This window comes from Glaciecola sp. HTCC2999 (assembly GCF_000155775.1).
Classification (GTDB): Bacteria; Pseudomonadota; Gammaproteobacteria; order Enterobacterales; family Alteromonadaceae; genus Opacimonas.
Map to the genome: position 1 here is coordinate 478,382 of NZ_DS989812.1, position 6,809 is coordinate 485,190.

5 protein-coding genes are annotated in these 6,809 nt (G+C 39.6%); 4 read left to right on the plus strand and 1 reads right to left on the minus strand.

Annotated elements, in window-relative coordinates:
* Positions 1 to 224 precede the first annotated feature (224 nt).
* Positions 225 to 959 carry a bifunctional 2-polyprenyl-6-hydroxyphenol methylase/3-demethylubiquinol 3-O-methyltransferase UbiG gene (gene ubiG, locus G2999_RS08460; protein ID WP_010180681.1) on the minus strand — a complete coding sequence of 245 codons (735 nt, stop codon included), beginning with the start codon at positions 957 to 959 and terminating at the stop codon, positions 225 to 227.
* 283 nt (positions 960 to 1,242) lie between these two features.
* On the opposite strand from ubiG, the gene gyrA reads away from it, so the two are divergent.
* From gyrA to G2999_RS08480, 4 genes are all read left to right on the plus strand, one after another.
* The gene (gyrA, locus tag G2999_RS08465; protein ID WP_010180683.1) at positions 1,243 to 3,900 is read left to right on the plus strand and encodes a DNA topoisomerase (ATP-hydrolyzing) subunit A; all 2,658 of its coding nucleotides are present in this window, start codon (positions 1,243 to 1,245) and stop codon (positions 3,898 to 3,900) included.
* 93 nt (positions 3,901 to 3,993) lie between these two features.
* Positions 3,994 to 5,091 carry a 3-phosphoserine/phosphohydroxythreonine transaminase gene (gene serC / locus G2999_RS08470; protein ID WP_010180684.1) on the plus strand — a complete coding sequence of 366 codons (1,098 nt, stop codon included), beginning with the start codon at positions 3,994 to 3,996 and terminating at the stop codon, positions 5,089 to 5,091.
* 9 nt (positions 5,092 to 5,100) lie between these two features.
* On the plus strand, positions 5,101 to 6,381 hold the full coding sequence (gene aroA / locus G2999_RS08475; protein WP_010180686.1) for a 3-phosphoshikimate 1-carboxyvinyltransferase: 1,281 nt from the start codon (positions 5,101 to 5,103) through the stop codon (positions 6,379 to 6,381).
* Between the two features lie 122 nt (positions 6,382 to 6,503).
* Positions 6,504 to 6,809 (plus strand): d(CMP) kinase (locus G2999_RS08480; RefSeq protein ID WP_010180688.1); only part of this gene is annotated, 306 nt, incomplete at its 3' end.

A 6,809-nucleotide genomic window follows, 5' to 3' on the forward strand; every position in this document is an offset into this window, starting at 1 on the left:
CAGTGCGCTCAAGGGATTAGTACAAAGCCCGTAAATATGGGGTTTGATATAAAAAAATGGCAACCGACAGAGGTGTAAAATTATTTAATTTTTTTTATTATATTTTATGATGTTGTTATGCAAACACGATATATAGAAGTAATTGCATAATGTTAACACTATATATGGTGTCTATTTGAGTTATGTTAATTATTTGTCAAGATGAAAAGAGCGGAAAATAATATTCATTTTTGGCAGTGTACAATGTAATTCACATCTATATTTGCATTCGACAAATAATAGCCTTGTGTTATTGGATTAAAGTGCAAACCGGTCGTTGCTTTAATTGTTAAAGGCGTGTTGTCAATCATACGCATTAGTTCACTGGGTTTAATAAACTTACTGAAATCATGAGTTCCTTTGGGCACTAAGTTCATCACGTATTCGGCACCGACAATAGCCATTAAATAGGATTTAGGGTTTCGGTTAAGTGTCGAGAAAAAAACCGGTGCATTGGGTTTTGCAAGAAACGCAGCGGCCTCAATAATTGAGCCTGGGTCTGGCACATGTTCAAGCATTTCTAAACATGTAACAACATCAAATTGTTCCATGTTTTGTGAGGCGAATTCTTCTGCACAAATTAATTCATATGTCACATTTTTTAAGCCAGTCTCTAACGCATGTAGACGTGCAACAGTAAGAGATTCTTCTGCAAGATCAATACCTACCACATGGGCACCATGAGATGCTAAAGCTTCTGCTAATATTCCACCACCGCAACCAATATCGACAATCTTCAACCCATTTAATATATTATTTGGATAACCATTATTAGGACGTGATTTACCCGTAATTTTCCCAATAATGTAATCCACCCGTAGTGGATTGATTTGATGAAGCGGTTTGAATTCACCATCTAAATCCCACCAGCGACTTGCAATGGCGGTAAATTTTTCGATTTCTTGATGATCAACATTCATGCGCTAGACAGCTCCAAAATACTTCATTAAAGGGCGATTTATTTACGTTTTGCGATAATATCATTATTTTCGGAAACATTCGATTATGGATAATTGCTTAAATTTTCGGCGGAAGAAATATTTAAACGTACATTTACTACATATTTTGAACGCTTGATGTTATAGTCAAGAGTGAGATTTACTCATGTTTCACCCATAAAAAAAGAGAGGTTTTCCGTTGTATAAGCTGACCAAGCACAATGAGAAACACCCTCAATAACCAATATAGGGGATTCGGCAGTTTATGACTGATCGCGCCAAAGAAATATTACCGATTAATATCGAAGAAGAACTTAAAAATTCATATCTTGATTACGCTATGAGCGTGATCGTTGGACGAGCACTTCCTGATGTTCGTGACGGTTTGAAACCGGTTCACCGTCGCGTGCTATTCGCCATGAATGAATTAAAAAACGATTTTAACAAACCGTATAAAAAATCAGCTCGTGTCGTAGGTGATGTCATCGGTAAATATCACCCACACGGTGATACTGCTGTATATGATACGATTGTTCGAATGGCACAGCCTTTTTCATTACGTTATATGTTGGTCGATGGACAAGGTAATTTTGGTTCTGTTGATGGTGATTCTGCGGCAGCGATGCGTTACACCGAAGTTCGGATGTCCAAAATTGCGCATGAATTGTTAGCTGATTTAGATAAAGAAACTGTCAACTTTGTACCTAATTATGATGGTACTGAGAAAATTCCAGAAGTCATGCCCACTAGAGTGCCTAATTTATTAGTTAATGGCTCATCTGGTATTGCTGTAGGTATGGCTACTAATATCCCACCACATAACTTAACTGAAGTTATTAATGGTTGTGTGGCATTAATAGAAAATCCAGCATGTACGATCGAAGAATTAATTGAATATATTCCTGGTCCAGATTTTCCAACTGCAGCAATTATCAGTGGTCGCAAAGGAATTGAAGAAGCATATCGCACAGGACGCGGTAAAATTTACTTACGTGCTCGTGCTGAAATTGAAAGGGAAGACAATGGTAAAGAGACCATCATTGTTAATGAATTACCGTATCAAGTAAATAAAGCAAAACTGATTGAAAAAATTGCTGAGTTGGTAAAAGAAAAACGTATTGAAGGTGTGTCTGCACTTCGTGATGAATCTGATAAAGATGGTATGCGTATCGTTATAGAAGTAAAACGTAACGAATCAGCAGAAGTATTACTTAATCATTTATATGCTAACACCCAGTTACAGACGGTGTTTGGCATAAATATGGTAGCGTTAGATAATAACCAGCCTAAAGTCTTTAATTTAAAAGATACTTTAGAATGTTTTATTCTGCATCGCCGCGAAGTAGTGACACGCAGAACTGTTTACGAGCTTAAAAAAGCCCGTGATCGTGCTCATTTATTGGAAGGTCTTGCGATTGCATTAGCAAATATTGACCCTGTGATTGAATTAATTAAAGCGTCACCTAGTCCTTCTGAGGCAAAGCTCAAGCTAACAGCGCAAGGCTGGGCATTGGGCGATGTTGCCGAAATGCTTGAACGTGCTGGTGATGATGCTGCACGTCCTGATTGGTTGGAGCCAGAATATGGTATTCGCGATGGATTGTATTACTTAACTGAACAACAAGCCCAAGCGATTCTTGATTTACGTTTACATAAATTAACCGGCTTAGAACACGATAAGATCTTATCAGAATACAAAGACTTATTAGATGTTATCGCAGAATTATTGCGTATATTAGGTAGCTCTGAGCGTCTAATGGAAGTCATCCGTGAGGAACTTGAAGCCATTCGTGATGAGTTTGGTGACGATCGTCGTACGGAAATTACCGCAGCGTCACATGATATTGATTTAGAAGACTTAATTGAGCGTGAAGATGTAGTGGTTACGCTATCACATGAGGGTTACGTAAAATATCAGAAATTGTCTGATTACGAAGCGCAAAAACGAGGTGGCAAAGGTAAATCTGCGACGAAGATGAAAGATGAAGATTTCATTGAGAAACTATTAGTTGCTAATACTCATGATCATATTCTATGTTTTTCTACTCGAGGACGCCTATATTGGTTAAAAGTCTATCAATTACCGTTAGCAAGTCGAAATGCACGTGGTCGTCCGATTGTGAATATCTTACCTTTGGAAGAGGGTGAAAGAATCACAGCTATTCTGCCTATCAAGGAATTTGTTGACGGTAAATATGTCTTCATGGCAACTACGAATGGCACAGTTAAAAAGACTGAGTTGACACAATACTCTCGCCCACGTGCTAATGGTATTATTGCGGTAAATCTTAACGATGGTAATGAGTTGATTGGCGTCGATTTAACCGATGGCGACAGTGAAATTATGTTGTTCTCTGATGCTGGTAAAGTGGTACGTTTCCACGAAGAGCAGGTTCGTCCAATGGGTCGAACGGCTACAGGTGTCCGAGGTATTCGACTAGAAGAAGACCAAAAAGTTGTCTCTTTAATTGTCCCTCAAGGAGAAGGTGCAGTATTAACTGCTACTGAAAACGGTTATGGTAAGCGTACCGATATTGCTGAATATCCAGCTAAATCTCGTGCCACTAAGGGTGTAGTCTCGATTAAGGTATCGGAACGTAATGGTTTAGTAGTCGGTGCTGTTCAGGTTAATGAAGATGATGAAATCATGTTGATCAGTGACCAAGGTACTTTAGTTCGTACTCGTGCGACAGAGGTTTCTACTGTAGGCCGTAATACTCAAGGAGTAACATTGATTCGTACGGGTGAAAATGAAAATGTCGTAGGCTTACAACGTATTGATGAAGTAGAATCCTCAAACATTGAAACTGATGAAGAAGGAAATGTGATTGAAGCTGATGCTGTAACAGTAACAACTGATATAGATAGTGCTCAACCACTAGCAAGTGATAATGAATCAACTGGCAGTGATGATACTGAATAAGTATGCATTAACTTATTAGGTAAGATTCATAAGCGGTGTAGACAGATGTTTGCATCGCTTTTTTATTGTTTTGGTAAATAAATAGGAACCAACGTGCAACATTTTAATTTTAGTGCCGGTCCGGCGATGTTACCTGCAGAAGTAATGCAACAGGCGCAAGCTGAAATGCTTAACTGGCAGGGTGTAGGCTCATCTGTAATGGAGATCAGTCACCGCAGTAAGCCCTTTATTGAAGTCGCTGCTCAAGCTGAGCAAGATCTACGAGATTTATTATCTGTACCTGATAACTATAAGGTGTTGTTTTTACAGGGCGGTGGTCGCGGACAGTTTACCAGTGTACCGTTGAATATTGCACAGTCGACTGATTTAAGTTTACATTTACAATCAGGCTCTTGGTCGAAAGGAGCTGTATCAGAGGCTGCAAAATATACTCGTACTCATATTGTGGCACAAGACACTGTAGATCATACTGGATTAAGAGTTGTGCCTGGTCAAAAAGATTGGTCTTTGACGGATGAACAGCGTTCTCAAGCTGCCTATTTACATTATTGTCCAAACGAAACGGTAGATGGTATTGCGATTTTTGAGCCGCCTAAACTAGAAGGGGTTCCTTTAGTTGCTGATATGTCATCTACCATTTTATCGGGGCCGTTAAATGTCAATGATTTTGGGATCATTTATGCAAGTGCACAAAAAAATATAGGGCCATCAGGTTTAGCTGTTGTCATTGTGCGTGATGATTTGTTGGATAAAGCTCAATCTATTACGCCAAGTTTCTTGAATTATACTATCCAAGCAAACAATGACAGTATGTATAATACACCGCCAACTTATTCATGGTACTTATCTGGCTTAGTGTTTAAGTGGTTAAAAGCGCAAGGCGGATTATCTGTTATTTCTAAACGTAATGAAGCAAAAGCAGCATTATTATATCAAGCAATAGATAATAACGACTTTTACCACAACAACGTCGCTACACAACATCGTTCTATCATGAATGTCCCGTTTACTTTAGCTGACTCAGCACTTGATAGTGAGTTCTTATCGTTAGCAGAAGCTAATGGATTGGCGGCATTAAAAGGTCATCGCTCTGTCGGTGGTATGCGTGCCAGTATTTATAATGCGATGTCATTAGAGGGTGTGCAGGCACTCGTTGAATTTATGCAAGAATTTTCACGTACTAAAGGATAACGATTTATCATGGAACAACTCACGCTTCAGCCAATTAGTGCTGTGTCAGGTACGGTTAATGTGCCTGGATCAAAATCATTATCTAACCGTGCATTATTATTAGCGGCACTGGCAAAAGGCACGACGACCGTCACTAATTTACTTGATAGTGACGATATTCGTCATATGCTTAATGCATTATCGGCATTAGGAGTCAGTTATACATTATCTGAAAATAACACGGTCTGTGTAGTAGAAGGGTTAGGTGACGTCTTCACGACCCAACCTGAAAGTGAACTTTTCTTAGGAAATGCGGGAACAGCAATGCGTCCATTATGTGGTGTGCTGGCCACTTCGCCAATCAACACTGTATTGACTGGCGAACCACGTATGAAAGAACGTCCAATTGGCGATCTGGTTGCTGCACTAGCTGATGTAAACGCGGACATTCGTTATTTAGATGAAGTTGGATATCCGGCTTTAGATATACGTGGACAGCGTTTAACAGGTGGACATATAGAAGTAGATGGTAGTGTGTCATCGCAGTTTTTAACTGCTATATTGATGGCAGCACCATTGTTTACGTCTGATTCAGAGATTCATATTCAAGGCGATTTAGTTTCCATTCCTTACATAGATATCACCTTAGATATTATGCAAAAGTTCGGCGTTTCCGTTACGCATAACCAATATAAAGTGTTTCATGTGAAAGGTAACCAAAGTTATATTGCTCCTGAAACCTACATGGTAGAAGGGGATGCGTCATCTGCCTCTTACTTTTTAGCTGCTGGTGCTATTAAAGGTGGCACCGTTGAAGTAACAGGTGTAGGTAGTGCTTCAGTGCAAGGTGATATTCGTTTTGCTGAAGTGTTAGAAGCAATGGGCGCTAAGGTAAGTTATCAGCCTAATAGCATTACGATCACTGGAGCACCACTAACAGCGGTTGATATGGACATGAATCATATTCCTGACGCTGCTATGACAATTGCTACCACTGCGTTATTCGCTAAAGGTACAACGGCTATTCGCAACATTTATAACTGGCGGGTGAAAGAAACTGATCGTTTACACGCTATGGCAACCGAATTACGTAAAGTCGGTGCGACTGTTGTAGAAGGTGATGATTTTATTGAAGTCACGCCACCTGAAACTTTATTGCACAGTGATATTGATACTTATGATGATCATCGTGTTGCCATGTGTTTCTCATTAGTTGCGTTATCTAATACTGCCGTGACAATCAATGATCCAAAGTGCACGGCTAAAACATTCCCTGATTATTTCACTCGTTTTGCGAGTATATGTCAGTAAATTTATTGTCTTTCAACATTGACTGAAGGCTCAAGTCATTAACAGAAATATAAATTTAACTTTATGTCGACACCGGGAGCGCGTATAATACCGCGCTTCAATATTTCAGTGGATGACATGTAGTGACAAAACCTATATCCATAGTTACAGTCGATGGCCCAAGTGGTGCTGGGAAAGGCACTCTTAGCGCTAATATAGCTAATTATTTAAAGTGGCACTTTCTCGACAGTGGGGCTATTTATCGCGTTCTTGCAGTTGCTTGTCAGCATCATGGCATAGATGTCGTGGATGAAGAGTCGGTTTTACCTTTGGCGTCTAATTTAGATGTGAATTTTGTCACGACGGCAGGTAATACCCGCATCATGCTAGAAGGTGAAGATGTTACTGATATTATACGTACTGAAGAAGTCGGGGCGTTAGCATCTCAA

Bases quoted from the DNA above. Each gene is read 5' to 3' on its own strand.
- aroA (WP_010180686.1), top strand. From the start codon at position 5,101: ATGGAACAACTCACGCTTCAGCCAATTAGTGCTGTGTCAGGTACGGTT.
- gyrA (WP_010180683.1), top strand. From the start codon at position 1,243: ATGACTGATCGCGCCAAAGAAATATTACCGATTAATATCGAAGAAGAA.
- ubiG (WP_010180681.1), bottom strand. From the start codon at position 959: ATGAATGTTGATCATCAAGAAATCGAAAAATTTACCGCCATTGCAAGT.